Source organism: Actinacidiphila glaucinigra (assembly GCF_900188405.1).
GTDB classification, from domain to species: Bacteria; Actinomycetota; Actinomycetes; order Streptomycetales; family Streptomycetaceae; genus Actinacidiphila; species Actinacidiphila glaucinigra.
On the sequence record NZ_FZOF01000033.1, the window covers coordinates 51,830 to 76,920 of the forward strand.

25 protein-coding genes are annotated in these 25,091 nt (G+C 70.9%); 11 read left to right on the forward strand and 14 right to left on the reverse strand.

What is annotated here, in order from left to right:
- Window positions 1-144: 144 nt before the first annotated feature.
- Window positions 145-3,837 (reverse strand): S8 family serine peptidase, encoded by a 3,693-nt coding sequence (locus CHF15_RS38155; RefSeq protein WP_107418606.1) that lies wholly within the window; start codon window positions 3,835-3,837, stop codon window positions 145-147.
- Window positions 3,838-4,725: 888 nt separating this feature from the next.
- On the opposite strand from CHF15_RS38155, the gene CHF15_RS38165 reads away from it, so the two are divergent.
- Together CHF15_RS38165 and CHF15_RS38170 are read left to right on the forward strand one after the other, a co-directional pair.
- Window positions 4,726-5,403, forward strand: coding sequence for a hypothetical protein (locus CHF15_RS38165; protein WP_089228537.1), 678 nt, complete (start codon window positions 4,726-4,728; stop codon window positions 5,401-5,403).
- 203 nt (window positions 5,404-5,606) lie between these two features.
- Entirely contained in the window at window positions 5,607-6,215 is a 609-nt protein-coding gene (locus CHF15_RS38170; protein WP_089228571.1) for a hypothetical protein, read from the forward strand.
- A gap of 228 nt (window positions 6,216-6,443) precedes the next feature.
- On the opposite strand, the gene CHF15_RS38175 is transcribed toward CHF15_RS38170, so the two are convergent.
- A complete protein-coding gene (locus tag CHF15_RS38175; RefSeq protein WP_089228538.1) occupies window positions 6,444-7,316 on the reverse strand; it encodes a helix-turn-helix transcriptional regulator in 873 nt (290 codons plus the stop codon).
- Between the two features lie 189 nt (window positions 7,317-7,505).
- On the opposite strand from CHF15_RS38175, the gene CHF15_RS38180 reads away from it, so the two are divergent.
- The 4 genes from CHF15_RS38180 (at window position 7,506) to CHF15_RS38195 (ending at window position 10,870) form a co-directional block, all read left to right on the forward strand.
- A complete protein-coding gene (locus CHF15_RS38180) occupies window positions 7,506-8,267 on the forward strand; it encodes an SDR family oxidoreductase (protein ID WP_089228539.1) in 762 nt (253 codons plus the stop codon).
- Between the two features lie 129 nt (window positions 8,268-8,396).
- Window positions 8,397-9,227 (forward strand): barstar family protein, encoded by an 831-nt coding sequence (locus tag CHF15_RS38185; protein ID WP_245939264.1) that lies wholly within the window; start codon window positions 8,397-8,399, stop codon window positions 9,225-9,227.
- Between the two features lie 87 nt (window positions 9,228-9,314).
- Window positions 9,315-9,818, forward strand: coding sequence for a DUF1877 family protein (locus CHF15_RS38190; RefSeq protein ID WP_143681724.1), 504 nt, complete (start codon window positions 9,315-9,317; stop codon window positions 9,816-9,818).
- A gap of 182 nt (window positions 9,819-10,000) precedes the next feature.
- Entirely contained in the window at window positions 10,001-10,870 is an 870-nt protein-coding gene (locus CHF15_RS38195) for an LLM class F420-dependent oxidoreductase (RefSeq protein WP_089228541.1), read from the forward strand.
- A gap of 165 nt (window positions 10,871-11,035) precedes the next feature.
- Here the strand turns inward: CHF15_RS38195 and CHF15_RS38200 are convergent, their stop codons facing one another.
- The 6 genes from CHF15_RS38200 to CHF15_RS38225 form a co-directional block, all read right to left on the reverse strand.
- A complete protein-coding gene (locus CHF15_RS38200; RefSeq protein WP_089228542.1) occupies window positions 11,036-11,914 on the reverse strand; it encodes a geranyl diphosphate 2-C-methyltransferase in 879 nt (292 codons plus the stop codon).
- A gap of 52 nt (window positions 11,915-11,966) precedes the next feature.
- A complete protein-coding gene (locus tag CHF15_RS38205) occupies window positions 11,967-13,016 on the reverse strand; it encodes a family 2 encapsulin nanocompartment cargo protein terpene cyclase (protein WP_089228543.1) in 1,050 nt (349 codons plus the stop codon).
- A gap of 16 nt (window positions 13,017-13,032) precedes the next feature.
- The gene (locus CHF15_RS38210; protein WP_089228544.1) at window positions 13,033-14,472 is read right to left on the reverse strand and encodes a family 2B encapsulin nanocompartment shell protein; all 1,440 of its coding nucleotides are present in this window, start codon (window positions 14,470-14,472) and stop codon (window positions 13,033-13,035) included.
- Between the two features lie 721 nt (window positions 14,473-15,193).
- Entirely contained in the window at window positions 15,194-15,610 is a 417-nt protein-coding gene (locus CHF15_RS45270) for a class F sortase (protein ID WP_179280150.1), read from the reverse strand.
- A 218-nt stretch (window positions 15,611-15,828) separates the two neighbouring features.
- Window positions 15,829-16,515 (reverse strand): DUF4142 domain-containing protein, encoded by a 687-nt coding sequence (locus CHF15_RS38220; RefSeq protein WP_245939265.1) that lies wholly within the window; start codon window positions 16,513-16,515, stop codon window positions 15,829-15,831.
- Between the two features lie 166 nt (window positions 16,516-16,681).
- Window positions 16,682-17,122: a hypothetical protein gene (locus CHF15_RS38225; RefSeq protein ID WP_245939266.1), complete on the reverse strand. Its 441-nt coding sequence runs from the start codon at window positions 17,120-17,122 to the stop codon at window positions 16,682-16,684.
- 46 nt (window positions 17,123-17,168) lie between these two features.
- Here CHF15_RS38225 and CHF15_RS38230 point away from each other — a divergent pair, with 46 nt between their 5' ends.
- On the forward strand, window positions 17,169-17,474 hold the full coding sequence (locus CHF15_RS38230; protein WP_089228546.1) for a hypothetical protein: 306 nt from the start codon (window positions 17,169-17,171) through the stop codon (window positions 17,472-17,474).
- 37 nt (window positions 17,475-17,511) lie between these two features.
- Here CHF15_RS38230 and CHF15_RS38235 read toward each other — a convergent pair whose 3' ends face one another.
- Complete coding sequence (locus tag CHF15_RS38235; protein WP_089228547.1) at window positions 17,512-17,739, reverse strand: hypothetical protein; 228 nt, start codon at window positions 17,737-17,739, stop codon at window positions 17,512-17,514.
- 266 nt (window positions 17,740-18,005) lie between these two features.
- Window positions 18,006-18,425: a CoA-binding protein gene (locus CHF15_RS38240; protein ID WP_089228548.1), complete on the reverse strand. Its 420-nt coding sequence runs from the start codon at window positions 18,423-18,425 to the stop codon at window positions 18,006-18,008.
- Window positions 18,426-18,712: 287 nt separating this feature from the next.
- Between CHF15_RS38240 and CHF15_RS46830 the strand changes: the two genes are divergently transcribed.
- Entirely contained in the window at window positions 18,713-18,853 is a 141-nt protein-coding gene (locus CHF15_RS46830) for a hypothetical protein (protein ID WP_107418607.1), read from the forward strand.
- A gap of 54 nt (window positions 18,854-18,907) precedes the next feature.
- Here the strand turns inward: CHF15_RS46830 and CHF15_RS38245 are convergent, their stop codons facing one another.
- The gene (locus CHF15_RS38245; RefSeq protein WP_089228549.1) at window positions 18,908-19,384 is read right to left on the reverse strand and encodes a hypothetical protein; all 477 of its coding nucleotides are present in this window, start codon (window positions 19,382-19,384) and stop codon (window positions 18,908-18,910) included.
- Window positions 19,385-19,469: 85 nt separating this feature from the next.
- On the opposite strand from CHF15_RS38245, the gene CHF15_RS38250 reads away from it, so the two are divergent.
- Both CHF15_RS38250 and CHF15_RS38255 read left to right on the forward strand, forming a co-directional pair.
- On the forward strand, window positions 19,470-19,811 hold the full coding sequence (locus CHF15_RS38250) for a PadR family transcriptional regulator (RefSeq protein ID WP_089228550.1): 342 nt from the start codon (window positions 19,470-19,472) through the stop codon (window positions 19,809-19,811).
- On the forward strand, window positions 19,808-20,479 hold the full coding sequence (locus CHF15_RS38255) for a permease prefix domain 1-containing protein (RefSeq protein ID WP_089228551.1): 672 nt from the start codon (window positions 19,808-19,810) through the stop codon (window positions 20,477-20,479). The genes CHF15_RS38250 and CHF15_RS38255 overlap by 4 nt, the downstream gene beginning before the upstream one ends.
- Window positions 20,480-20,515: 36 nt before the next feature.
- Here the strand turns inward: CHF15_RS38255 and CHF15_RS38260 are convergent, their stop codons facing one another.
- Window positions 20,516-21,754 (reverse strand): hypothetical protein, encoded by a 1,239-nt coding sequence (locus CHF15_RS38260; protein WP_089228552.1) that lies wholly within the window; start codon window positions 21,752-21,754, stop codon window positions 20,516-20,518.
- Between the two features lie 374 nt (window positions 21,755-22,128).
- On the opposite strand from CHF15_RS38260, the gene CHF15_RS38265 reads away from it, so the two are divergent.
- On the forward strand, window positions 22,129-22,497 hold the full coding sequence (locus tag CHF15_RS38265) for a DoxX family protein (RefSeq protein WP_179280151.1): 369 nt from the start codon (window positions 22,129-22,131) through the stop codon (window positions 22,495-22,497).
- A gap of 75 nt (window positions 22,498-22,572) precedes the next feature.
- Here CHF15_RS38265 and CHF15_RS38270 read toward each other — a convergent pair whose 3' ends face one another.
- Window positions 22,573-23,283, reverse strand: coding sequence for a class I SAM-dependent DNA methyltransferase (locus tag CHF15_RS38270; RefSeq protein ID WP_089228554.1), 711 nt, complete (start codon window positions 23,281-23,283; stop codon window positions 22,573-22,575).
- A gap of 142 nt (window positions 23,284-23,425) precedes the next feature.
- Window positions 23,426-25,072 carry an alkaline phosphatase D family protein gene (locus CHF15_RS38275; RefSeq protein WP_089228555.1) on the reverse strand — a complete coding sequence of 549 codons (1,647 nt, stop codon included), beginning with the start codon at window positions 25,070-25,072 and terminating at the stop codon, window positions 23,426-23,428.
- Window positions 25,073-25,091 lie beyond the last annotated feature (19 nt).

Consider the following 25,091-nt stretch of genomic DNA (forward strand, 5'->3'; position numbering starts at 1 on the left):
AGATCATTGAACACCGCAACGGTCATGGCCCACCATCGGGTTCAGCGGGCCGGGACGGAACACAGGCGACGCCGCTCTCGCGGGCCGTGCGCCGGTGCGGCGGCCCCGTGGGGAGGCCGCACCGGCGCACGTGTCGGTCGCGGACTATCCGGCCGGCCAGTGCGGCCATGCCGGGGCGTAGCCGCACCACTCCTCGGGGCAGCCGGCGCGGTAGGCCCGGGTGACCGTCTCCGTCACCGACGCGCCGGTGCGGTCCGCCGCGGTCACCTGCAGCGAGACCCAGCCGGCGCCCGTCGCGGGCACGGTCACCCGACGGTCGCCGTCGCGGCCCCGGACCTCGGCCGAATGCCAGGTGGCTCCGTCGTCCGTGGAGTACCGCACCGACACCCGCTCGATGCCGGCGCCGCCGCTCGCTCCGGACTGCCGGCCGATGCCCAGGCCGAAGGTGAACTCCCTGTTGGCCGGGACCGAGTTGTCGCCGTCGAGCCCGGCCATGTCGTAGCGCGTGTCGAGCAGCGGCAGCGGACGCTCGCCGCCGGTGTGCTCCGAGCGGAAGCGCCAGGTGTCCGTGATGTGCGTGCCCAGCTTCCACTCCGGGCTCTCGTGGTGCGCGGACGAGGTGAGCTCGTACCACTGGCCGCGTGCGGGCACGTCGAAGACGCCCTGTCCCGGCTCGTCGTTACGGGCGATCACCTTGCCCGATCCGTCACGCAGCACCGTCTCGCCGGACTCCAGGACCCGCAGCGGTTCGGACCGGTGGCCCGCCGCGTCCGAGAACATCGGCAGCGCGAGACGCAGCTTGTCCCCCGCGCGGGTGGCCTGCGCCCGGCCGTCGGGTCCGTTCACCGACAGCGACGGGTTGAACGGCGCGGTCAGCCAGTTGTCCGTGACCGTGCGTCCCTGGCGGAGGACCGTCGGATTGGTGTATTGGACTCCCAGCGGCCCGGCGTCCAGCGCGTACTCGAACGTGGCCGTCGTCCACGGCACTTCGGGCGTGTAGTACGCCGTCATCCGGTGCGGTGCGCGGAACACCGTCGACTGCTGGGCGAGATTCAGTCCGCGGTAGGTCACCCATCCGTAGATCCCCTTGGGGTCGTTGGGGAATCCGGTGGTGCGGAAGCTGTGGTCCACGCGGGCCAGGTCGCGGCGCCGGTCCTGCCAGTTCGCGCCCGCCGGCACCCCGTCGTCATGGGCGTGGAAGGTGAAGTAGGTGCGTTCGCCGTTGCGCTGTCCCTTGATCCGGAGGGTCACCTCGCCCTTGGCGAGCCGCTCGCGCAGCAGGGTCAGGCCGTGGTCGTCGATGCCCAGCGTGGGGTCGGCCGCGTCGATCGACGCCGAGCCGGCCAGCAGGATCGCCGCCGGCCGGTGCGCCTTGATCGCCTGGTAGCGCCCGTCCAGCTCCTCCCAGGGCAGGCTCCAGTCCGACTCCAGGAGCACGATCCGGTCCTCGACGTCGAGACCCGTCAGGTCCCCGCCGTAGCCGGCGTCGGTGACCCGCTTCTCCAGGTCCCAGTCCGTCCGCTGCGTCATCAGCCCCACCGGTACGTCCACCGGGGTGCCGGAGCCGCCGGCGGTCGTCGCGAGGACGGACGGCTGCTCCCAGGAGGCGGCGGAGAAGTACGTCAGTCCGGGTATCTTGGCGCTGCCCACGGCATACGAGCGGTAGGCGCCGGAATAGAGGGGCGCGATCAGGCCCTTCGCGTCGCCCGCGGCGGCCGACGAGACCAGCCCGGTCGCCGAACCCCACTCGTTGAGCCGCATCTTCGGGTCGTCGATGCCCATGGTGACCGGCTTCGCGGCGGACAGATCGGTCCTCAGCGTCCGGTCGCCGGTGAGGGTCACGCGCCGGGCGACGACGACGGACGTCTCGGGCACGCTCGCCCTGCCGTACCGGACGTACTCCCACACCCCGCCGAACACCCGGTAGTCGCCGACCGGCAGCCGCAGTTCCTGGGTCCCCTCGGTGAGGCTGACCAGCTGGGACTCACCGGTCCTCTCGTTCTGCACCACCAGGTTGGTGTACGCCGTCTCGACCCCGGCCCGCAGGGCCGCGGCTTCGAGGGTGAGGGTGGCGCTCGGGCTCTCCGCCTCGACGCCGACGGGGGTGCGCGCCGTGCTGCCGTCACTGCCGCGCGCGGTGATCCAGGCGCCGTGGGCGCCGGCCGACGCCCGGGCGGTGTCGATGCGCACGGTCGCCTCGGCGGTGCCGCCCGCCGGGACGGTCAGCCGGCGGGTGACGAGCGAGACGGGTGCCTTCCCGGTCAGGGAGAGGTTCAGCCGGATGTCCTTGGACCCGCTGTTGCGGTAGGTCACCGTGCGGGTCGGGTTGCCGCCGTACGGCCAGGCCAGCTCGGCGGAGACCGCGGCCGGGGAGGCGGTGACCGGCGACGAGAGCGCACCGGGCACGTCCACACTGCCCGCGCCCTGCTCGTACACTCCGGCGCCGTCGACCGGGTCGGCGGCGCCGATGAGCGCCGCCTTGAGCTGCTGCGCGTCCCAGTCGGGATGCCGCTGCTTGAGGATGGCCGCCGCGCCGGAGACGTGCGGGGTCGCCATGGAGGTGCCGCTGATCGTCGCGTAGAACTCGCTGTTCGCGGCCGCGTCCAGGGTGCCCGCCGCGCGGGCGGCGGTGATCGCGCTGCCCGGCGCGGTGATCTCGGGCTTGACGCCGCCGTCGGTCACCGCCGGGCCCTGGGAGGAGAACGAGGACATCTCGCCCTGCTTGGTGATCGACCCGACGGTCAGGGCGCTCGGCGCGGCGGCCGGCGTGCCGATGCTGCCCGGCGTGCCCTCGTTGCCGGCCGCGACGACGAACAGCGGCCCGCCGTCCGCGGACAGGGTCTCGACCGCCTGGGAGACCGGGTCGCTGCCGTCGCTCGGCAGGCTGGAGCCGAGGCTCATCGAGACGATGTCGGCGTCCTGGGCGGCCGCCCACTCCATGCCTTCGAGGATCCCGCTGAAACTGCCGGACCCGCCGCCGTCGAGCACCTTGCCGATCAGCAGCGAGGCGCCCGGAGCGACGCCCTTGTAGCGGCCCTGCGAGGCCGCGCCGCTTCCCGCGACGGTCGAGGCGACGTGCGTGCCGTGGCCGTTGAGGTCGGTGACGTCCTCGTCCCAGGTGAAGTTCTTCTCCGCGACGACCTTGTTCTTGAGGTCGGGGTGGGCCGGGTCGTACCCGGTGTCCAGCACGGCGACCTTCACGCCCTTGCCGTCGAGGCCCTTGCGCCATGCCTCGGGCGCGCCGGTCATGGCGACGGACCGGTCGAGGCTCGCCTCGACCTCGGCGTCCAGCCAGAGTTTCCCGGGCGCGGCGGCGCGGGACGTCCCTCCAGCGGCGAGGAAGCCCTGCCAGGCCGCGGCCGCCTCGGACTTGGCGACCGTACGGGCCGCCAGCCCCAGTTCGGGGAAGGTGTCCCGCTGCGTGGACCCGCGCAGTGCGGAGCCGGCCCGGGCCGTCGTGATCAGCGGAATGGACGCCCGGGTGGCGTCGTCGAGCCCCTGCGCGGCGAGTGCGGTGACGTCGAAGAGCTGCCGGTCGACCCGTCCTTCGGCCAGGGGTTGCGTGGCGTCGACGGGAAGCACGTACTCGTGGTCGTTGATCCTCGCCCGGGTGAAGGCGATGTGGCCGCGGCCCTTGCCCGGGGTCACCCCGCTGACCTGGAGCCCGCTCCCGCTGCCGGTGAAGGCGACCCGGTCGCCGCTGATCAGTGTGACGGTGAACTGCCCGGGCGGCGCCGGTGGTGCGGCGGCCGGACGGCCGGCCCCGGCGACGGGCTCCGGCTCGGCTGCCGCCGGCAGCCCGGTGGCGAGCAGCGCCACCGCGGTGGCCGCGACCACGGCCGCGGTCCTCGATCTGGATCGCATAACCTTGTACCAACTCCCCTGAGATCGCCCGATGAACGAGCGTCACCGGCGTGTGCCCGGCCACAGTCGGGCCGCGGGTTGAGGCCGTGCCAGGTGGCGGGGCTGGCGCAAAGGCGCCATGTCACCTGTTCGCCAATCGGCAACCCCGCGTTCGTCGACGCGACCGGGGAGCGCGCTCGCGGGGCCCGAAAGCCCGTGCGGCATCGCGGTGTTGAGGCCGGGCATGGTGTCCGTGTGTTCGTGCGGGTCGCCGAGCGACGCACCGACAACCGCAGCCCGACGACTTGGGAATCCCGCCGGCCGCTGTGGCCTGTCACCGAGGGGAGGACGTGGGACGCCTGGGCGGGGGCCCGGGTGACCAGGTCCTCGATTCAGCCGGTGGGGTTCTCCGTTCCGAGCAGATCGGGGATGGCTTGGGCCTGCCGGTCGAGAGCCCGGCGCATCTGATACCCGGTGTGGGCAGTGTGGCGACCGACTCTGACACGGCGTACCTCGTGCGGATTCTCGGCGCTCCACGCGAGCTCGGTGTCGACGTGGTCCTCACCCGCGAACGACAGGATCAACCGCGTCTGAACGTCACGTCAGCCCGGTGGTAGCGGACACGCATGGCCCGCGGGTATATATCGTGCCGGACTTCATCCACTTCGGGGCCGGTGAACCCCAGCCCTTCCACGACGGCACCTATCCGAAGACATGCCTCGGCGACAAATGTCTTCACCCGGATGTCCACTCAACGAGTATCGACCGCAACACAGATCGAACGACTGCCGCTCTAGACGTGCGCGTCACCATGCCTTGCCGCGCAGGAGGGTTTGGCCCGCATACGCACGGTGCTGCGCCGGTCCGTGTAGCGTCCTTCCCATGATCAGCGTCGAACACGCGGCGGAACTGGCCCGGATCCACGTGGACGAGGACCCTCTCAACGCACAGGTGCAGTTGGTGCCGATCGAGGGCTACGTGGCCGTAGTCGCCGAGGTCGCCTACTTCGGGTATCAGGATCGCCGGTACCTGGAGACCGGCGACCCGTCGATGATGGTGATCGGCATCGGACCCGTACGCGTGGACCTGGAAACAGGCGAGTGCAGGATGATGGGCTCTCTCGAGGCCACGGAACTGGACCTGTTCGACGTCGATGAGCTCGAGTTGGTCGGGCCCGGCGGCTGGCGCCTCGTCCCGCCCGAGCTGACGGCCTCCTGGCGGGCCGTCTTCGACGCCGAGCCCGCCGCCGGCGACCTCACCGGGCCCTGTCCACAGTGCGCTGCGACGGATCTCCACCGCTGGTACCGGGTGGACGGACCTCTCGACGAGATGATCGACGGGGTGCACGCCGTTGCCTTCGGATGGCTCACCGAGTGGTGCGCCTCGTGTCATCTGTGCCACGAGGACGGCGACAGCTTCGTGCCGGACTACTGGCGGTCCCCGTATGACGTACCCGATGCGTACGCGGTGAAGTTCGCGCCACGGCTCGTCGAAGCCGCCAGGCAGGCACACCTGCAGGCCGAAGAGCGTTCGCCCAGGGCGACTGACAGATCGCCGTAGCCAGCCGACCGGCTCGACATCCGAGGGGGCCGGAAGAAGCCGCGCGACACCACGGGCCGCCCCGTGCGCGGCCATTAGCCCACGTTCCCCCGCCGCGCCTGCGCTTCGAACCGAGACAGCCATCCACAGCACCTTCGGCGAACTCCCCCAGATCGCCATCTGCCATGCGCTCTCCTCACGCCAGACGGAGAACAATGCCGGGCATGGGGACAGACATATACGGGTTCATCGAGTGCCGCTGGGACCGCTGGCTGGACGAGGACGACCGTAGGTGGCACGGGGCCATCGACCTCGCGCACCTCTACAACGGGCGCTGCTACGCCGCCTTCGGATCTCTCTTCGGTGTCCGCGATGCCACCTCCTTTCGCCCGCTTGCCGATCACCGCGGCCTCCCGTCTGACGTTTCGCGAGAGGCTAAGGCCGACTCGGACGCACCCGGTGCGTCTTGGATCACCTGGGCGGAGTTGGTGGCCGCTGACTGGGAGGAGGTCGCCAACGAGGTCGATGAGTGCGTTCACGAGTACCGCCGGAACCCGGACGGGACCTGGGAAATGCATGGCCGGAATTCCGGCCTCACGCGCTTCGCCGAGCTTTCCGGAGTCGACGACCCCCACGATCTCTACCGCGCGGGCAGAACCTACGCCGAGGGCACCGAGTGGCCGGACGGGGACCGTCTCTTCCGCATCGGACGCCTACGCCGAAAGGATGCCGTGCCGGACAGTGAATGGGGTTCGGTCTGGTCGGTGATGCGCACGCTGGCAGACCTGCACGGCGACGAGGGCGTCCGCCTGGTCGTCTGGTTCGACGCCTGACTCCACCTGACCGTCGCGAGGCCCGCCCATCGGCTCGGACGGGTGCCTCGGGGCTCTCGCCGTTGGCCGCGGCATGGCAAGCCGTTCACCGGTTCCGACGGACTTCCACCACTCCCCCTGTCCGGGCACGTCGACCGGGAGTCCCTTCGGCCGGACGGGCCGAGGCGACGATGCCGGTCCCGTCCTGATGTCTACCTGGGCAGCACACCGGTAGCCGATCAGTACCCGTCAGGGTGCCTTCGGGTGGGGTGCGTCCGCCCGTTCTTCGTGCGCTGTGCCGGCGGACTCGGTGTGTGTGAGGGCTGCCAGGAGCCGCAGTTTCTCGTCGCTGTCGCTGTCCTTGTCGGGGTAGTAGACGACGAGGATGACGTCGTCGATGGGGAGTTTGTCGCGGTGGAGGGTGAGTTCACCGACGACGGGGTGGTTCACCGTGGTCGTGCCTCCGTCCAGCCTGCGGACGTCGTGGCGGGCCCACAAGGTGCGGAACCGCTGACTGGACAGGGCGAGCTCTCCGACGAGTTCGACGAACCGGGGGTTGTCCGTGTCGTCCCCGATCGTGGTGCGCAGGGCGGCGACGAAATCGGTGGCCGCTTTCGTCCAGTCGCGCTGGAAGGCCTGTTCCTCGGGGTCGAGGAACAGGGAACGAAGCCGGTTCTCGCCGGGCCGCAGACGGGGGGAGAGCGCGACCGCCATCGCATTGGAGGCCAGGACGTCGAACGCGCGCCCTTCGACGAACGCGGGGATCTGAAGATGGGCGAGCAGCTCGTGCACTCGCGCCGGTACGTGCTCGGGGCGCTTGCGGCGCGGCGTCCTGGGACGTGCCGCGGTCAGGCCGAGCAGATACGTCCGCTCGATGTCGTCGAGGTGCAGGACGCGGGCGAGTGATTCGAGGACCTGGGGTGAGGGGTTCTTGTCACGGCCCCGTTCCAGGCGCAGGTAGTAGTCGGGGCTGATTCCGGCCAGCAGGGCGACTTCCTCACGGCGCAGACCGGGCACGCGGCGATTGCCACCGGGCGGCAGGCCTGCCTGTGCCGGGGAGACCAGCTCACGCCGGGCACGAAGGTAGCTGCCGAGCCGGTTGCCGGATTCCTCATCCCTCATACCGCCACCGTAATGCGGTCCGCGTGCCTCAGAGGGGGTCCTGCCAGGACCAGGGAAAACGGGGGCTCTGCCACGCCCCGCGGATGCCGTCAAGACTTCGGTACCACTGTTTCGCAAGAGACAGCGGACATCACTGGCTGCGCCGCGGGGCTGAGCTCCGCCGGCGCCCTGGACTGAAGGGAAGATCCCGTGGATCTCTCCAACCGCACCGTGCTCGTCGTCGGCGGAACCTCGGGTATCGGGCGAGAGCTGGCCCGCCGGTTCGCCGCGGCGGGCAGCACCGTGGCCGTCGCCGGCCGCAGCCCGCAGGCGCTCTCGGAACTCGCCGGAGAAGGCTTCGGCACGTTCACTGTCGACGTCACCGACAGTTCCTCCGTCGCATCCTTCCGTGACGATGCACTCGCCCGGTACCCCGAGCTGGACACCGTGGTGACCATGTCAGGCGTCATGCTCATGGAGGACCTGCGCGACCCCGCGCACTTCGAGGCGGCGCAGACGACGATCGACACCAACCTGCTCGGCACCATCAGGGTCATCGACGCCTTCACCCCCCACCTGGTCCAGCGGGGTGAAGGCACCTTCGTCACCGTCACGTCCGGCATCGCCTTCCTGCCGTTCCCGCCCATGCCCAGTTACGCCGCCTCGAAGGCCGCGGTGCACGCCTACTCCGAGGCACTGCGGGCGCAGCTCGACGGCACCGGTGTCGGCGTCGTCGAGCTCGTCCCCCCGGCCGTCGCCACGGCAGGCCAGGAGAAGGTGAATCCGCACGCGCTGCCGCTCGACGACTTCGCCACCGAGGTCATGCACCTGCTCTCGCAGGACCCCACCCCGCGCGAACTCCTCGTGAAGGGCGTCCTGATGCACCGCTGGGCCGAGCGGGACGGCACCTACGACGACCTCGTCGCACGGCGCTCCCAGTCCCTGGCCATGCTCCCCGGCCGCGAAGGCTGATGCCCCCACCAGGGCCGGGCGGACGGCGCGTGTTCGGCGTACGCGGCCCGACCCGCCGTGGGTCAGGGGTCGCAAGCGCGCCAGCGACCGCCCGGCAAGTCGCCAAGCGTTGGTAAGGTCAGCGCTGTCATGGGGGGTGCGATGCAAACATCAGGGCGGAACAGCGAGGGGCAGAAGTACACGCTGACCTCGGACGAGGACGACAGCGACTTCTGGGGCTTTGCTCACGAGGCCGAGGGGTTCTTCACGCCTCTGCAGGACGCGGAGGGTGCACGCCGAGTGCACCTTGAAGGTTGCCTCCCGCAGGCAGGTCTACTGAAGAGCGTCGACCATGTCGGTAGTCGTCGCGCCATGGCGGGGAACGCCTGGTTCGGCCTCCTCGACGGGGACGGTACCACCATGGGGTCCTACTTCATCAACGAGGTCACAGTCGTCGACGTCAAACCCTCCGGCCGCGGAGTCGGCCTCGTCGACCTCACGGTGACGTTGTGGTGTGAAGACGCCTTGCCCGGAGCGGAACGGGCGTGGAACCTGGTCCGCACTGGTCACCTGAACCGCACCGGAATGTGGCACGAACTCGCACCCGAGGACAGACATGCCTGGCTGTCGGTAGCCCTGTGGTCCCGGGAGTACCAACGCCAGGGGAGGCCCGATGCGCCCGCGGGCCAGGCGTTCACCTTGGACGGCCGGCACATCGTCGATAGGGACAGCTTCTACTGCGCGATCGGTGAGGCCGTCAACGGACCCGGCGGATACTTCGGCTGGAACCTGGATGCTCTGGACGACTGTCTGAGGGGCGGCTGGGGCGCCGCTACTCCGTTCACCTTGCACTGGGATTCCTCGGCTGAAGTCAGAGCACGGTTGGCAGAGCACGTGCCCACCGAGGATGGCGACATCGCGCTGTTCAACCTGCTCCTGGACATCTTCAATGAGCGGGGCGTAAGCGTCGTCCTCCGGTAAGTGCCTGCGCCAGGACCGGTAGTGCACGTCGCAGGCCAGACAGAAATCGCTGCCCTGTTCCAAGCATCGCCGGTGATACTCCGGTGCATGGCCTTGACCCAGCAGCTCGCGCGCGTGTCCCTGCGATACCTCGAAGTGTGCCGTGAAGCGGCCAGGATCTCGCCGGTCGGAGATCCCCAGTGGGATCCACCTGCAGACGACACCCTCGACCTGGACTGGGCGATCTGGGAGCTGCTGTGGTTCTACCGGCGCATGCAACCCGACGCGCGCCAGATTCCCGTTCTTCAGCGCGCCATCAGCGGGGACTCCGACAGCACCGTCTCTTTCCTCAATCATTCTGCGGTGTACGACGGCTTCGACGCCCCTCCGACCCTGCTGACCCCGGCAGCAGTCAGTCAAGTGGCTGGAGAGCTGGCCACCATGAACATCGGCCCTCTGCTGGAGACGCTCCCCGCTTACCGCGAGGCTGGCGGATTCTCCCGGTTCATCGGAGATCCCCGCACTTACCTCGTCGACCACTTCACTCTCCTTCGGAGGTTCTACAGCGCCGCCAGCAAGCGAGAGATGGCAGTGGTGACCTGGGTCGACTGAAGAAGCTCCCAGCTCAGTAGGAGAGGCAACCCTCATCCGGGACCGGCACGACGGCCCGCTCGCGTAGGGGGTGAGGGGCCTCGGCCGTCCGGGTGACGCGGCGCGCCGCCTCCGCGCGCGGCGTGCCACGTCACCCGAACGCGTCCGCGCTTGCCGCTTAGGGTGCCGCCAGGAGGTGGCGGATGCGAGTGGGACTGCACGCGCTCGGCATCGGTGACGGTGCCCGTCCGCAGGTCATCGCGGCGGTGGCGGCAGCGGCGGAGACGCACGGCTTCGCCAGGCTCTGGTGTGGCGAGCACGTCGTGCTGGTGGACGCGCCCGCTTCCCGTTACCCCTACTCCGCGGACGGCCGGATCGCGGTGCCCGCGGACGCGGACTGGCTGGACCCCCTGCTCGCCCTGAGCTACGCCGCGGCCGTCACCAGCCGGATCGAGCTCGCCACCGGTGTGCTCCTGCTGCCCGAGCACAACCCGGTCGTGCTAGCCAAACAGGCCGCCACACTCGACGTGCTCTCAGCGGGGCGATTCACCCTGGGGGTCGGTGTCGGCTGGTCCACCGAGGAGTTCGCGGCGCTCGGAGTCCCCTTCGCCGGGCGCGGGCGGCGCACCGAGGAGTACCTCGCCGCGATGCGCGCCCTGTGGACCGGCGATCCCGCCTCCTTCGCGGGGGAGTTCACCCGCTTCGACGCGATCCGGGTCAACCCAAAGCCACTGCGCGGCGGCCGGCTCCCCGTCGTGATCGGCGGCAACAGCGACACCGCCCTGCGACGCGCGGCCCGACTCGCCGACGGCTGGTACGGCTTCAACGTCCCCGCCGTCGACGTCCCCTCCCGCGTGGCAGTCCTCGCCGACGAATGCGCCCGCCACGGCCGTACCCTGGACGACCTCACCGTCGCCGTCGCCCTGAGCGACGGCACACCGGAGCACCTGCCCGCCCTCACCGCGGCCGGCATCTCGGAACTCGTCGTCGTCGGCGCACCCCCGCGCTCCCCCGACGCCGCCGCCACCTGGGTCGCGGAACTCGCCCGGACATGGATCGACCCCAAACACTGAGCGGTTCCGGCGGTTCTCCACCCTCGACCGCTGAGCGAGGCTCCCCGCGGGAGGGGCCCTGGCCGTCGAGACGGCGCCCCTCACCGGCACGGCTGTCACGCGCCGGTGAGGGGCGGTTGCCCGTGGACGGCGTCCACGGGGCATGGGGGATCGCCGTGCGAGGGGTCAGACCCGGTCGGCCACGATCAGCAGGTACTGGAAGCTGCCGTTGCGGTAGGCGGTCAGGAACGTGTCCTCGATGCCCGTGACCAGATGGTCCGCCTTCTTGCGCAGCTCCCAGTAGGGGATCGCGGCCTCGGTCAGGTCCTCGACGTGGACCGGTACCAGACGGTGCCGCGCCATCGCCCGGAAGTACGCGGAGCGTGGGTGGATGTCGCAGATGTAGTGCGCGTTGATCAGGGACACCTCGCGTGAGGCCTGGCCGTAGGTGTCGTTGTAGCAGCCGGTGACGGTCACGTACCGTCCCCCGCGCCGCAGCAGACGGGCGTGTTCGGCGAACAGCAGGTCCAACTCGACGTACATCGTCGACTCGTTGTTCCAGGACGCCGCGTATCCGCCGGTCTCGAAGCCCGTGTCGAGCATGTTGCGGTGGTGGTAGCGGACCTTGTGCCCGATGCCGCGGGCACGGGCCTGCTCGTTGGCGAAGTCGGCCTGCTTCGTGGAGAGGGTGACCCCGTCGGCGTGGCAGCCGTAGCGCAGGTGCGCGACGACGCTGCCGCCGCCCCGTCCGCAGCCGGCGTCGAAGACGCGGTCGTCCGCGGTCAGGTTGCCCAGGTTGGAGGCGAGGAGTTCGGCCTGGGCGTGCTCCAGGCGGTGCAGTTCGGCGGTGAGGCGCTTGCGCCGGAGGTCGGGATCGGGTTCGTCGAGAACCGAGGTGTCGGCCTCACCGATGCCGTAGTGATGGTGGTACAGGTCGTCGATCTTTCCGAGTTCGAGGTTGACCGGGTTCTCCTCGGCGTTCCAGTAGTCCGCGATCCGGGTCTGGTAGGTCGACTGGGCCGGGACCGGAAGAACCGCGGGCCGGGCGGCAGGGGCGTTGGTCAAGTGGTGCTCCTCGTGGTGCGGGTGCCGTGTGCCAGTGGGTCACAGGCGGTGGTTACCAGTAGTCGGGCAGGTGGTAACGATGGCTGTTGGTGGCGTGCCACTCGTGGTTGCCGGACACCCAGGCGGCGAGCCCCTGGGCGTAGCGCTCCACGACGGGCGAGGCCGCCGAGAGCAGGGCCGACTCCTCTTCGAAGGACGCCATGATCGTGTTGTGGATCTCGACCGATCGCAGATAGGCGGCTTTCAGCCCGCACCGCTCGTTGGCGGCGACGACCTGCGGGAGGTTGAGGTGTGCCGGGTCGCTGGCCAGTTCCTTGGTGAAGGAGTACAGGTCGTTGACGATCGTCGTGGCGTTGCAGGCGAGGGCCGTGATCCGCTGGATCTCGGGCCGGGCGTACGCCTGCTCGGGCAGTTCGTAGCCGTCGACGGCGTCCACGATGGACAGGCAGGGGCGGAAGTTGTTGAACTGCCGCATCACCAGGTACTCCCAGATCTGCGGCACGTACCGCGTCTCCGCCCAGGCGGCCTCGGCGAGGTAGCCCAGGTGCAGCCGGGCGACGTCGTGGACGAACCGGTCGGTCTGGCTGGGTGTGGCCAGCGCGGCGAAGTCCCGCAGCGCGAGGTGGTAGGAGCGCAGCGGGCCGTCCGCCCGGACGCCCTGCCGCCACTCCTCCTCCAGTTCGGGGGTGCCGTGGTACGGGTCGAGTGCCGACTGGGCGATGACCAGTCGTCCGCCCAGGCCCTTGCGCGCTCCCCCGCGGCCCTCGTCCTCCTCGCAGTAGCAGGAGTCGACGATGTTCTCGGCGAGCAGCAGCTTGCCGGCGGCGGTGAGGCGCTCCAGGTCGGCGGCGCCCGGGTGCTGGAGCACGACGGCACGACCGAACTGGAAGCCGGCGAAGTCGCCCTGCCAGGCAGAAGGGAACAGGTCGTTCGCGCGGGCCCAGGCCTCCACGCGCAGGTCGACCTGCTGCACCTTCTCCGGGTCGGCGGGCACCGCGGGACGGTACAGCAGCCCGGGGATCGCGCCGTGGCGCCGCGCTCGCGCGCTGCGCACCGGGCTGGGGGGTCCGGGCAGGGTGAAGGCGGTGGGGTGTGTGGTCACGGGGCGCTCCAGGCCGTCATTCGGGGAGCCGGCCGACCTGGACGTTCTCCAGGATCCCCGCCGCGTCGGGCACGAGGATGGCCAGCGAGTAGTAGGCGGTGACGAGGTAGCTGACGATCGCGGCGGAGTCGATGCCCATGAACCGGACGTTCAGGCCCGGTTGGTGCTCCTCGGGGATTCCGGTCTGGTAGAGGCCGACGACGCCCTGGTCGGCCTCGCCGGTGCGCAGCGCGATGATGCTGGTGGTCTGGTCGTCCCGGATCGGGATCTTGCCGCAGGGCAGGATCGGGACCCCTCGCCACGCCGGCACCTCGTGGCCGTCGATGGTGGCGGTGCCGGGCATCAGGCCGCGCCGGTTGCACTGCCGGAAGAAGGCCGCGATCGCCTTGGGGTGGGCGAGGAAGACCTTCGTCTTGCGGCGCATCGACAGCAGTTCGTCCATGTCGTCCGGGACGGGCGGACCGGAGAAGGTGCTGACCCGCTGGCCGTAGTCGACGTTGTGCAGCAGGCCGAACTCCCGGTTGTTGACCAGCTCCCATTCCTGGCGCTCGCGGATCTCCTCGACGGTCAGGCGCAGTTGCTGCTCGGTCTGGTCCATCGGGTCGTTGTAGAGGTCGGCGACCCGGCTGTGGAGCCGCAGCACGGTCTGGGTGAGGGACAGCTGGTACTCGCGCGGGGCGAGCTCGTAGTCCACGAAGCCGCCGGTGAGCGTCGGCTCGCCCACGTGGCCGGCCTGCACCGGGACATCGGCCTCGCCCTTGCGGTTCATCGGCCGGTGCTGCCGGTCGACGTAGGACTGCAGATGCGCGCCGAGGGAGGGCGCCCGTTCGGTGAGGTCCTCGACGGATGCCCAGGGCATCGCGAGGACCACCCCGGCCGTCTCGGCCCGCACCGAGGCCGACCACAGCGGATCGGACTGTCCCACGGCCTCGTCGCCCAGCTGATCGCCGTCGGTGACGACCCCGATGATCCCCTCGTCGCCGTACTTGCCGCAGGTGTAGCGGGTGAACCGGCCGTGGACGACCAGGTACACCTCCGTCACGGGCTGGCCGGCCTCGAAGAGCACCTGGCCGGCGCGTACCTCCTGGGGCCGGAAGTGGCCGGCGATCTCCCGCAGGACGTCCGTGTCGTCGTAGCCGCGCAGGACCGGCAGTTCGGTGAGCGACTGGGGGATGACGCGGATGTCGTCGCTCCCGTTGTGCTCGAAGTGCACACGGCCGCGGTTCGTGCGCAGTTGCAGGCGCCGGTTGACCCGGTACGTGCCGCCCTTGACGTCCACCCACGGCAGGGCCTTCAGCAGCCATCGCGAGGTGATGGCCTGCATCTGCGGCTGCGACTTGGTGGTCGTGGCGAGCTGGCGTGCCGCGCGGGTGCTCAGACTGGTGAGCTGCTCGGCCGTGGGATCACGGGCGGGCTCTTCGACGGCGGAACCGGTGGCGCTGTCCAGTGTGGACACATTCCCTCCAGCAGGGCTGGTGAACGAACGGAGGCGACCGCGGCGGCCGGTGACGACGTGACCGCGGTGACCCTGTGATCCACTCAAGCAGCCCGGATCCGGCGCGAGGTACGGCGTGAACGGGGCGGATCAGCGCTCCAGGGGTGGTAAACCTGCCGTCGGGGGCAGGAGTGATCGACAGAGTGCTCCTGCGCCACCGGACCGCCTCCGTGAGCGGTGTGACGTGCCCGCGGCGGGGGTTAGCGGCCGGAAGACCGCGATCGGGGCACCATCGCCGGGCGCTCCGGTTGCCGAACGGCGCACGCCCCGGCGCCTCCAGCGCCCCCGACGCCGCGCCGGGGGGCCGAGAACTCCCGTGCCGGTGCGCGGCCGCCGCGCGGCCCCGGCTGCTCCAGCGTCCTCGTCGCCCATCCCACTGGGGCAGGGACATCCGCCCCGAGGTGCCCCAGAGGGCACCCGCGCCGCTCTCGCCATGACCTCTCGTTCGGTCGAGCATGCGGGAACCGACCGTGGGTTCGATATGCCGTCAGCCTTTCGCGCAAGGCGGCTTGCGTGCCCAGGGGCGCGGACGCGGTACGGGGTGCCTTGTGGTGAGGCGTGGCGGTGGCGGTCCGCCGTTGTGCTGCGAGGGGGCGCTCCGGGACCCCTCGCAACGGCTTCTCGTACGTCACCACCGACACCGCCGATCACCTCGGTCTCCCGCGCGACCGCACGGTGTCGGCTACGCGGCACCCGCGCGGACGCTCTTCGGGTCCGGGGTGGCGTACACGACGAGAGTGCTGTCGTATCCGCCCTTGGCCCTGTCGTAGGCCCCGGTGCAGGTGGCCAGGGCCAGGCGGGGCGGGCCGTCGCGGGTGAAGAGCGCCGCAGGGAGGCTTCCCCGGGGGTAGGTGCGGCGAGCCGTGACGACGTAGTGGTAGACGTCACCGCTGGCGGCGGCGACGTCTATCGCGGCTCCCGGTTCGAGGGAGAGCAGGGCGGCGAAGGCTCCGATGCCTTCCCGCCGGGTGTCGACATGGCCGGCGATCAGTGTCGTGCCGTCGGCGGAACCCGTCGCCGCGCCCAACGCCCACCAGCCGCCCACGCGCCCGCTCTTGGGGAGTTCCAGGGCGCCGTCCGGCGCTGCCGCCACGGGCACCAAGGGAGCGTGGAAGCCTCCGGGACCGCGGATCTCGATGGGAGGCGAGGGGGCGGGACCGCCGGGTGCGGCAGCCCTCGGCGATTGCCTCAGGCTGCCGACATCGCCGATGGGCGCGGGCCCCGCGAGCAGGGCCCATCCCGCCACCATGGCGACCGCACCCGCGCCGGCGCCAAGAGCGGCCAGGGCAGTCGCAGCGCGGTGTGCGGACAGTGGGATCAACGGCCGGTGGCGCTCCGTCGCCGGATGCGCAGAAGCCATCCGGTGCTAAAACCGGCCAGGAGCGCACCGCCGGCGACCGTCACGAGCGCGGCAGTGCCGTGAGAACCGTCGTCGGCCGCGGCGAGCTGGCCGCCGTTGCCCGCGTGAATGGTGCCGACGTCCATGCCCGCGTGGCAGGTGCCGCCCTCGACCATCTGCAGGTGCATCGCCACGACCGGTCGGGCCGCTCGGGCCGCGGCCACGACCTCGGCATTGGCTCCGGACTTCACTTCCCGGTCGATCAGCGCGAGCGTCGCGGCATGGCCGGCCTCCGCCGCCTTCAGCCACGCGGCGTCATACGCCGGCGAGCCGGCCTTTTCCCGGATCGAGGCCAGTTCCTGGTTCTGCATGGCGCTGGGGCCGGCGGGCAGCGAGACACCGAGCTTCCCCGCGAGGGCCTTCAGATCCGTGTCGAGCTTGGTGTGGTCGCGGACGAGTACCTCGCCGACCTCTTTCACACAAGCCGTCGTCGCGTGCGCCTGCGCGTCCTGCCCCGCTGCGATCTCTGCGAGGTTGCCCTGGTGGACGGTCCTCACAAAGGCGGTGTCCTGGTCGCCGACCGGCGCGGCCACGGCCTGCGGAGCCGCCACCGCGCTCATCGCCGCCGCGCTCATCGCCGCCGCGAGAGCGGCTGCGGGCACCATGCGTAGACGTATCACTGCGCACTCCCTTCGCCCTCAGCACGGACCGGCCGAGGGCACGTGGAAAGCGAACGCCGTACAGCGTTCGCCCATCCATTGAGCGCATATGACACCCCGGGCCGCACGGGGGCGGCCGCGATTTCACCGCCTTGGCCCTGCCGGGCTCCGATCATGCCGAAGATGCGACGGCGCAGCCCGGCATGTGCCCGCCCACGCCGGCATCCGGGCCCGCGTCACATGCCGACAGGGCCCCAGTGTCCGGCGGGGCCGCAGGGTGCAGCAGCCCGCGCAGCACATTGCACTCCGTCCTCAGGTAGGCGGAGGCGTAGTCGAAGCGACGCGCCTCGCCGAACAGCAGGTAGTAGTAATTGGCGTTCTCGCTGGACCGGTACGCCGGGGTGAGGTCCCCCAGCATCACCGGGGACGCCCTCACGTCGCGGACGACCGTGACCAGCCAGAGCGAAAGGCAGGAGTCGGCGTACTCCGGGCGCAGCGGGGAGGACGGGTCCGTCGCACGCATGCCGCGGTAGTCGAGGAGGTCCGGCGGCAGACTGTAGATATCGAGCACGGCCGTCCAGCTGTCGTGGTAGCTCTCCCCCCTCGGCGACACGGCCACTGCGGGCCGGCAGCCCGCCGTAGAAGGCGGTCAGCTCGGAGTGGACCTGGGCATCAACCGCGCCCAGAACATCCACCACAACCGGCCCCGGCAACTGGCCGAAGCCGTCGAGGGACTGCCGACCGCAGCCCGCGACCACGACTGGAAAGCCTCCGCCGACCTGCTCTTCAGGACGTACAGCGCGCTCATGCTGTACGACGTCGCCCCGGACGACACCGAGGCCGGCGACGACGCCACCAACCCCGCCCTGGGTGCGGCCGAGCCAACACGCCCAGAACAGCACGCTCGACGGGTTGACACCCGTCCCCCACACGAGCGCACCACCGCATCCGCCGCACCGACCTAAGGACTGCGCGCCCCTCATCGGCATCACGGCCAAGAGGTCACAGGGCTTCCCGCTGAGCCGCCCGATAGGCGTCCCACAGGGGCTGCACGACCGTGCACTCGCGGGCGGCGCCGTCCTGGCACGAGGGGCATTCGGTGGCGTGGTCCAGCCACTTGCGGTACGCCGCCTGGATCGCCTGGTCCGCCTGCGTCACACGGGCCCGGACCACGGCGCCGGGACCCGAGCCGGTCTCCAGCCAGCGCTCCGTGTACCCGGACTCCCCCATGGCCAAAGACCCCTCAACCTCACCGGTTCCCACATCCGGCCCGTCCCGACAGCACACCCCCAATGTATCGATACACCGCACAACACACTGTGCAGATCCGGCAGCGGAGCCATGGACGCCCAGAGGTCAACGGTGACAGACCCCGGACGTCGCGCCTCGTCTGGGCCGCCGCCCCACCCCAGCGCATCGCGCTTCCCGGCCGGCGGCCCTGACGGACACCGCCTGGGCGACGGTGATGTGTGATCGCGCGGGGCGGTCGGGGAGCGTCAGCCCAGGCCCAGCCGGGGTATCTCGCGTCCCGGGGAGCGGTCCATCACCATCAGCAGACCGGCGTCGCGCGTCCTGGCGTAGGCGGCCTCGTCGATGACGTCCACCTGGAACCAGACCGCCTTGGCACCGATCGCCACGGCCTGGTCGGCGACATCTCCGGCGAGCGCCGAGTTCACGAACACGTCCACGACGTCCACCGCGAAGGGGATCTCCGCCAGGGACGCGTAGCCCTGCTCACCGTGTACCGTCTCCGCCTTCGGGTGCACGGGCACCACCCTCTTGCCGATCCGCTGCAGCTTTTCGGCCACCCGGTAGGCGGCCCGATCGGGGTTGTCGGACAGGCCCACCACGGCCCAGGTGTCACCGGCCTCGGTGAGTATCCGCCTTATCGTCGCGTCATCGCCATAAGTCGTCATGCCCGGCACCCCCGTTCGCGGGTGGGCACCGCTCCGCCCACCGCCGACCGCATCACCACGGAAAGGGCCAGGCCCTTGAGCTTCGTCTGCAGCATGGAGCAACCCTAGGCGTCTCGAATACTGTATGCAATACGTCCGCCCGTTCGGTGGCGTCGGAGGCCGCAACAGGAACCCCGACCGCACGGCACCGTCACGGGTGAGGGATCGGCGATGTTCGTACTCGAACGTGAGGACGCCGCCCGAGCGCGTGGCACGGGGATTCCGGCCGAGGTGGCGGGTATGCCTCTATCGCCGACGCCGCCGTCCGTCCCCGGGATGCCGATGCCCTTGTCGCGCACGCCACCTCGACATCGAGGAGCGACCTCGCCGAGATCAACGCGATCGGCCGCCAGAACGCCTCACTCGTCGTACGGCGTCCGGCTAGGTGATTTCTGGAGCGTGAGTCAGGAGCGGTGGAATCGCCCTGCGTTCGGGGGCCTTGATCACGCTCCGGTGGTCGAGCCGGGACGGACGATCATCAGAACGACGACGACTGCCCACAGAAGGTTGAAGATGCCGGTGAGCATGGTCAGCCGGGTCGCCACAGGACGCGGATCACCGCCGGCCGCCGCGCCGCCCTCGGCCAAGGCGAGCAGTTGCTGCTGGCCGGGCAGGATCGCCATGGCCAGGATGGCTGCGGCGATCACGGTCAACGCGAGCGACGCGATCAGCCAGGCGTCGGTGAGGACCCCGAGCAGGGCGCCGGTGGCGAACCCGAAGGCCGGCACGGCGAGACCCGCGACGGCGTAGCCGCGGCAGATCCGGTGCAGGAGTCCGGCGATCGCGGCGGCCCGCCCGTCCGGGTCCGCACCCCCGGATGCCTGCAGTGCGTAGCGGGGAAACACGGACGCTGCCACCGTGATCGATCCGACCGCCACGATCGCCGCGAGGACATGCAGGGACAGCATCACCTTGGTCACCGCGGGTTCCTCCGAGCAGAAGCGTGAATATGTTGGCTGCCAATACATACACTGCCTACGCCAGCTTTGGGTAGGCTGCCTACACATGAGGGCAGACGCGGTGCGAGGGCACCTGGACGGACTGTTGCTGGCCGTGCTCGAACCGGGTCCGCTGCACGGTTACGCGATCATCGCCGCGGTCCAGCACCGCAGTGACGGCGTACTGGAACTGCGAACGGGCACGATCTATCCGGCCTTGAACCGGCTGGAGCGCCTGGGTCTGCTCAGCAGCAGCTGGCAGTCCACCGGTGAACGGCGACGGCGATGCTACGAGCTCACCGACGCCGGACGGCGCTCGCTGGCCGGCGAGCGGACCGCGTGGAGCGAGTTCACCACGGCGATCGGATCGGTGCTGAACCCCACGCCGCCGCCCGGCGTGGCCACATGAACGCGGCCGGCCGGCAGGCCGATCCCGTCGAGGACTACGTCACGGCCCTGACCGCCGCGCTGCACGGCCCGGCCCGGGTCAAGGCCAGGATGATCGAGGAGATCCGCGGCGGCCTCGCGGACACGGTGACGGCGCACACCCGCGCGGGAACGGCCGACCCACGCGCCGCCCACCGAGCAATCAAAGAGTTCGGAACCGTCGACGAGATCGCCCCGGGCTGCCAGCGCGAACTGACCATCGCCCAGGCCCGGCACACCGCCCGGGCTGTCGCCCTCACAACTCCCTTCCTGGTCGCCTGCTGGTATCTGGCCTGGACCACCGGCCAGGATCAGCCCTGGGCACTGCCACGCGTGGCTCAGCTGCTGGCCGTTCACCTGGCGGGCGTCGCCGGTGTCGCGGCACTGCTCGCCGCGGCGGCACTGGCCGTCACCGGCAGCCTCGCCCGCCGGCTGCCCGTACCGCGCCGGCTGCCCCTCACGGTCGCCTGGGCCGGCACCACGGCCAGCGTCGCCATGGCGGTCGCCACGCTCGCGCTCGCCACCGCCTGCGTCCTGGCCGCGAACTGGCCGCTGCTCGCGCCGGCCGGCGCGCTCGCGGCCGTGTCGCACGCCGTGGTGGCGGCCTCGGCCCGCGCCTGCCGCCGATGCGCGCGCCTGCGGACCGCGTGACCCCACGCCCTCCGGGGCCGCGATCGTCGGTGACGGCTACGCGGGCAAGGTGATGACGTCAGGTTTTCCGGCCGGGTGGAGCGTGGCGGTCTGTGCGGCGTCGTGGTCGTGGAGAACGCGCGAGACGACCCCGACGCCGCGGGTGAGGTCGTCGCGGATCAGTACGTCGATGCTGGTCGACGTGCAGACAAAGGTGCCGTTCTCCGGCCGCATCGAGCTACCGCCGACCTCCGCGTGCCCGAGATCGGATTCCCGCAGGGCCGCGTCGAGCGCCTCGGCGATCTGATGCCCGAAACGCGGTGCGCGGCCGAGCACCGGGACGTGGAGCGAGAGGCGCCAGGTCTCGGAACCCGCGAGTGGGCTCGGACCGAACCAGCGCGACACCAGCTCCCCTTGCGGCAACCCGCTCATCGTTTCCACGACCCAGCAAGCCTCTGCCCGGTGAACGGGCCGCTCCAGCGCGCGCATCACAACAGGGTGGGTGTATCCGGCGGCTGCCAGGGCGTCGGCCAGGGCGGGCAGGTGTCCGTGGCCGTCCGGGGCGGTGCACCGGTCCAGGGCCTGCCGTACTCCGGGACGTGCCAGAGCGGGGTCCCGGGCGAGGGCGGACACGGATTCCCGCGCACGGGTGAGCAGCGCGGACCATGCCGCGAAGGGGAACTCCTCCGAGTCCGGGGTGCGCAGACTGTAGAGCGGCAGCCCGTCCGTGCCGGGCTGGTCGACGGCGTCGTGGCCGTCGGGACGGGCGGACCAATCGAGGCCGGTACCGGCGAGATTCCGGAGATCGAGCCAGGCGCGGGTCTCCGGCCGCGGCCGCGCCTCCCGCGAGCTGGGCCTCATGAGCGCGAACGCGCCGTCCACCAGCGGTGTGACGCGGTCCAGGTCGTCGTTGTCGGCCAGGAACGCGAACCGGCACAGCAGCGCCGCCATCGGCCCGGGATGACGCAGCTCGGGGTCGCCGAGGGCCACCGCACGGCACAGGAGATCCAGTTCCCGCCACGGCATCACGTGCGGATGGAAGTGGGCCTGGTCGTCCCAGCCGACGGTCGTCGGGTCCGGGAGACCGGGCGCCTCCAGGGCGAGTTCCACGTACTCCAGCCCGGGCGTGAAATCCAGAACGAGTGCGAAGGCTTCGCCGAGGCGGAACCTGGTGACAAAGGTCTCCTGCTCGTCGGCATCCTCCTCGAAGACGTCGGGCGCGTCGTCGTCGAAGAGGTACACCGGCCAGAAGTCCGGCTCGGCCATACGGGCCTTGAAAGCGTCGTCGAGCGGCATGCGGTCAGGCTAGAACCTGCGAGCCGCACCGCGCACGCGATGTCGTCGGCGAGCGGGACCGCCGGGTCCTGTCCCGCGGGCCCTCCCGTGCCCGGGGCCTTCGGCCGGCGCTCGGTCCCGGGTCGCCGCTGTAGCGCCGCATGCGGCGTGGACGCCGTTTCCGCCGGTGAGACCTGGCTCACGATGGCGCGTCTCGATCAGCCGGCCAGTTGCTTGACGCGTCAAGTAATGTTCTCATGGGATCCGGGATCGAACCCGGGAGCAGCGTTCTCGCAGGTGATCATCGAGACGCCCCGGCCGACGGGCGGGGGCCGCGCGACCGGCCCCTCGCACCGGGCTTGCCTTCACTTCTTCTTTGACGACTAGGAACCATCGTGTACACAGCCGCCGTCATCCTCAGCGTTCTGCTCGCCCTCGTCTTCCTCGCCGCCGGCGCGCCCAAGGTGCAGCTGAAGGGCCCCGTGCCGGAGGGCCTGATCGACAAGGGGCTCGGCTCCGGACTGGTCCGCTTCGTGGGCATCGCAGAGGTGGCCGCGGCCGTCGGGCTGGGCGTCGGCATCTGGTGGCAGCCACTGGGCATCGCGGCTGCCGCGGGCACGGTGGTGGTGCTCGTCGGTGCGATCAGCTTCCACGTGAAGAAGGGCGAGTACGGCGACAGCGCGACCCGCAACGCCGCGGTGACCCCCATCGTCCTGCTGCCCGTGGCCGTGGCCACGGCCCTGACGCTGGCCGCGTCGCTCTAGGAGCTGCCGACCCGGCATCTCGGATACGGCGCCCGCGGCTCCTCGGCTCCGCACACCGGGGTGAGGGACCCGCCGTCAGTCCTTGCGGGCCACGACCAGACGGGCGTACGGGGCACCGTCCGGGCGGCGGCCGAAGCCGGGCAGCACCGTGGTCCGCACCGTGAAGCCAGCCGCGGTCAGCTCGGCGCGCACGGCACGCAGCGGGAAGGTCCGGTAGTACATGACGAACGGCGGCCGCCAGACCGCGTTCCGTATCCGCATCGCCGCGTCGAACCCGGCGGGCACCCAGTAGCTCCGGGAGGAGATACGGGGCGGCGCGAACACCGGGAAGGCGAAGAGTCCGCCGGACCGCAGAGCGCGGTGCACCCCGGTGAACAGGGCCGGGCGGTCGGTGGCCAGGAAGTGGCCGAAAGCGCCGAAGCTGACGGCCAGGTCGAACTCGGCGGCGAAGGGCGGTCTCCGCGCGTCCACGCGTATCCATTCCGCGTCCGGGTGGGCACGGCGCGCCTCGGCGAGCATGCCGGCGCTGAAGTCCACTCCCGTGACCCGGCCCCGGCACAGCGGTCGCAGGACGCGCAGCCCCGCTCCCGTGCCGCAGCACACGTCGAGCCCGTCATCGAAGGGACCGAACGGGCGCAGGGCGGCAGAGGTCGCATCGAGGATCCGGTCCGAAGTGCGGTACGGCGTGTGGTCGAATTTCGGGGCGAGCAGGTCGTAGCCGCGCTCGACGGAGGAGAAGGCCTGTACGGCCAGCTCGCGCAGCGAGGGCCCTTCGGGTGAGAACACCCCTCCAGGGTAGGGCCGTTGGTCCGGGACTACAGGCGGCTGCGGCAGAACGCACGGCAGCACGGCCCCCGGCCGCACCACCGCGCAGCGGGCCCCGGGAGGCAACCCCGGGGCCCGCTGCGTACCGCGGCCTCTCAGCCGGTCAGGCGGGCGTGAGTCCCGGGTTGCCGGCCTCGGTGACGAAGGAGCCGGCGGTGGTGATCGGTGCGCCCGGCGTGGTCACCGCGGACACCGTCTTGAAGTCGGCGCGCGCCTCGTCCTTGCCGAGGGTCACCACGGCGTAGCCGCGGCGGCCGTTGTAGAACTTCAGGTGCGGGTTGGCCTGCATGTAGGTGGCCCAGTTGGACGGCTTGTCGGAACCGTCCTTGCCGCTGGAGATCGAGCTGGTGACGATCTCCGTGCCGAGGGTCTTCGACGCCGGGTCGTCGAAGTCCTTCTTGATGTCGAAGCCGTAGTGGACGTGGACGTCGCCGGTGAGGACGACGAGGTTGTCCTGGCCCGCGGACTCCCAGCCGTCCAGGAGGCGCTGCCGGGAGGCCGGGTAGCCGTCCCAGGAGTCCATGGAGACCTTGAAGTCGGGCGTCGAGCGGTCCTTGCGCTGCGCGAAGGTGACCTGCTGGGGAACGACGTTCCAGGTCGCCTTCGAGGAACGCCAGCCGTCGATCAGCCAGCGCTCCTGGGTGGCGCCCGTCATCGTGCGGGCCGGGTCCTGGGACTCCGGGCCCGGGACCTGCCAGCCGTCGCCGTACGCCTGGTCGGACCGGTACTGGCGGGTGTCGAGGATGTCGAACTGGGCGAGCCGCCCGAACTGCAGGCGCCGGTAGAGCTGGGCCTCGGGGCCCTGCGGGAGCTGCCGGCGGCGCAGCGGCTGGTTCTCCCAGTACGCGCGGTAGGCCGAGGCCCGCCGGAGCAGGAACTCCTCCGGGGGGACGTCGTTCTCGGGGGTGTCGTCCGCGTAGTTGTTCTCGGTCTCGTGGTCGTCCCAGGTGACCACGAAGGGGTGGGCCGCGTGGGCCGCCATCAGGTCGGGGTCGGACTTGTAGAGGGCGTACCGGAGCCGGTAGTCCTCCAGCGTGAGCGTCTCGCGGTTGAAGTGCGAGGGCAGCACGCGGTCGGTGTAGGCGCGGGCGCCGCCGGTCGCGGTCACGGCGTACTCGTAGAGGTAGTCGCCGAGGTGGAAGACCGCGTCGAGGTCCTCGTCGGCCAGGTGACGGTAGGCGGTGAAGTAGCCGTCGTGGTACGCCTGGCAGGACACCGCCGCGAGGCGCAGCTCGGTCAGGCGGGCGCCCTTGGACGGGGCGGTGCGGGTGCGGCCGACGGGGCTGACCCACTGGCCCACGCGGAAGCGGTAGTACAGGACGCGGTCGGAGTCCAGGCCGCCCACCTCGACGTGCACGGCGTGGTTGTACTCCGGGTGCGCGTCGACGGTGCCGCGCTTGGTGATGCGGGTGAAGCGCTCGTCGTGGGCGAGTTCCCAGCGCACCTTGAAACGCTTCTGGGGCAGGCCGCTGCCGCTCTCGTACGGACGGGGCGCGAGCCGGGTCCACAGCAGCACCGAGTCGGGCAGCGGGTCGCCCGAGGCCACGCCCAGCGTGAAGGGGTTCTCGGTGATCTGCACGGCGCTCGCCTCGGCCGCGGCGGCGGTGCCTCCCAGCGGGATGTTCACGGCGAAGGCCAGCGTCGCGGCCGCGCCGGTGACGGTCAGAAAACGGCGCCTGTCCATGTGGCGTACGGCGTCACGAAGTTCGGCGGAGTGCCCGGACGAAGAAGGTGATGCGGAAGGCTGCATGTGTGTACGCGATCCCTGA

Excerpts from the sequence above, each read along its gene's own strand:
- CHF15_RS38165 (WP_089228537.1), top strand. The coding sequence starts at position 4,726 with ATGATCAGCGTCGAACACGCGGCGGAACTGGCCCGGATCCACGTGGAC.
- CHF15_RS38170 (WP_089228571.1), top strand. The coding sequence starts at position 5,607 with ATGGGGACAGACATATACGGGTTCATCGAGTGCCGCTGGGACCGCTGG.
- CHF15_RS38175 (WP_089228538.1), bottom strand. The coding sequence starts at position 7,316 with ATGAGGGATGAGGAATCCGGCAACCGGCTCGGCAGCTACCTTCGTGCC.
- CHF15_RS38185 (WP_245939264.1), top strand. The coding sequence starts at position 8,397 with ATGGGGGGTGCGATGCAAACATCAGGGCGGAACAGCGAGGGGCAGAAG.
- CHF15_RS38190 (WP_143681724.1), top strand. The coding sequence starts at position 9,315 with ATGGCCTTGACCCAGCAGCTCGCGCGCGTGTCCCTGCGATACCTCGAA.
- CHF15_RS38195 (WP_089228541.1), top strand. The coding sequence starts at position 10,001 with ATGCGAGTGGGACTGCACGCGCTCGGCATCGGTGACGGTGCCCGTCCG.
- CHF15_RS38220 (WP_245939265.1), bottom strand. The coding sequence starts at position 16,515 with ATGGTGCCCGCAGCCGCTCTCGCGGCGGCGATGAGCGCGGCGGCGATG.
- CHF15_RS38235 (WP_089228547.1), bottom strand. The coding sequence starts at position 17,739 with ATGGGGGAGTCCGGGTACACGGAGCGCTGGCTGGAGACCGGCTCGGGT.
- CHF15_RS38240 (WP_089228548.1), bottom strand. The coding sequence starts at position 18,425 with ATGACGACTTATGGCGATGACGCGACGATAAGGCGGATACTCACCGAG.
- CHF15_RS38250 (WP_089228550.1), top strand. The coding sequence starts at position 19,470 with ATGAGGGCAGACGCGGTGCGAGGGCACCTGGACGGACTGTTGCTGGCC.
- CHF15_RS38255 (WP_089228551.1), top strand. The coding sequence starts at position 19,808 with ATGAACGCGGCCGGCCGGCAGGCCGATCCCGTCGAGGACTACGTCACG.
- CHF15_RS38260 (WP_089228552.1), bottom strand. The coding sequence starts at position 21,754 with ATGCCGCTCGACGACGCTTTCAAGGCCCGTATGGCCGAGCCGGACTTC.
- CHF15_RS38275 (WP_089228555.1), bottom strand. The coding sequence starts at position 25,072 with ATGCAGCCTTCCGCATCACCTTCTTCGTCCGGGCACTCCGCCGAACTT.